This window comes from Nitratireductor aquibiodomus NL21 = JCM 21793 (assembly GCF_000615975.1).
Taxonomy (GTDB): Bacteria; Pseudomonadota; Alphaproteobacteria; order Rhizobiales; family Rhizobiaceae; genus Nitratireductor; species Nitratireductor aquibiodomus.
In genome coordinates this window covers 1-1,539 of sequence record NZ_BAMP01000180.1, presented here as the reverse complement: position 1 = coordinate 1,539, position 1,539 = coordinate 1, and the positions used below count along the sequence as shown (strand labels likewise).

The 1,539-nt window shown below is 66.9% G+C and carries 1 protein-coding gene; it reads left to right on the top strand.

Going from position 1 to position 1,539, the window contains the following annotated elements:
• Positions 1–6: 6 nt before the first annotated feature.
• A complete protein-coding gene (locus JCM21793_RS23030) occupies positions 7–1,338 on the top strand; it encodes an RsmB/NOP family class I SAM-dependent RNA methyltransferase (RefSeq protein WP_051556281.1) in 1,332 nt (443 codons plus the stop codon).
• Positions 1,339–1,539: the final 201 nt, after the last annotated feature.

Below are 1,539 nucleotides of genomic sequence, written 5' to 3'. Positions count from 1 at the left end.
CCACGCCTGAGCCTCTCCGACAAGCCCGGCCTTGAGACGCGCCGCGTGGCCACGAAACTGCTCGCCGCCGTGGTGGATGCGCACGCCTCGCTCGACGGTCTCACCGACCCCGCCCATGGCCAGCCGAATTTCCGCGCGCTCGATGCGCGTGACCGGTCACTTGTCCGCGCCATCCTGATGAGCGCCCTGCGCCATCGCAGCACCATCGAGGCCCTGCTCGCGCGCCGTCTCGAGCGCCCTTTGCCGGCCAATGCCCGCGCGCTCTCGCACGCATTGCACGTGGCCGCAGCGCAGATCCTGTTTCTCGACGTGCCCGACAGCGCCGCCGTCGACCTCGCCGTGACCCAGGCAAAGAGCGACCCTCGCCTCGCCCGGTTTTCAGGCCTCGTCAACGGCGTGCTGCGCAATCTGATCCGCGTGAAGGCGCGCGCACTGCCCGCCGCGCTGGCCCAGACGCGCGAAGCGCCGGACTGGTTTGCCGCGAGACTGGAAGCGGCCTATGGCGCGGAAAAGACCGCCGCCATCCTCGCCATGCACCGGCTGGAACCGCCGGTGGACTTCACCATCAGGCAAGACCCCCAACGCTGGGCCGAGGCGCTGGGCGGCATCGTCCTGCCCACCGGAACGGTACGCATCGCAAAGCTTGAGGCCGGCGTCGACACGCTCCCGGGCTTCGAGGAAGGCGCATGGTGGGTGCAGGACGCAGCCGCCAGCCTGCCCGCGAAACTGCTCGGCGACATCGCCGGCGCACGTGTGGCAGACCTCTGCGCCGCCCCCGGCGGCAAAACCGCACAGCTCATCCATGCCGGCGCAGACGTCACCGCAGTCGACCTGTCGAAAAGCCGGCTCAAACGCCTTGCCGAAAACCTGAAGCGCCTCCGCCTCGAAGCGCAGATCGTCGAATCCGACATCCGCAAATTCGAGCCCAAAACCCCGTTCGATGCCATCCTCATCGATGCCCCCTGCTCCTCCACCGGCACGGTGCGGCGACATCCGGATGTGCCGTGGACAAAGACGACCGAAGACATCGAGAAGCTCGCCAGCCTGCAGCGCGCGCTGCTCGACCACGCGGTGACGCTGGTCAAGCCCGGTGGCCGGATCGTTTTTTCCAATTGCTCGCTCGATCCCACCGAAGGCGAGGTGATGCTCGAAGCCTTCCTGGCAGAAACCTCGCACGTGGCGCTCGATCCCATCCAGCCCGATGAATTGCCCGGCATCGCCAGCTTCGTCACACCGCAGGGTTTCCTGCGCACGACGCCTGCCGACAGGCTTGGTGAGGAACCGCTGGCGCAGGGGCTCGACGGCTTCTTCGCCGCCCGTCTGATACGCAAGCCCTGAGCTGGTCCTGCCATCTGTGCGTGCTGATATATTTCAACTTCGCACAAATCCTTGAATCATTTAGACTCTCGCCTGATTTGGGGTCACGGAAAGAAAAGTCGGTCGTTGGATCAAGCACGGGGACACTCCCCCCACGAGCTGTGGGGCCTTGTTGCGCGGCAGGCATGGGCGCGCCTGCGGCGACGCCTGCGCGCGGGCCCG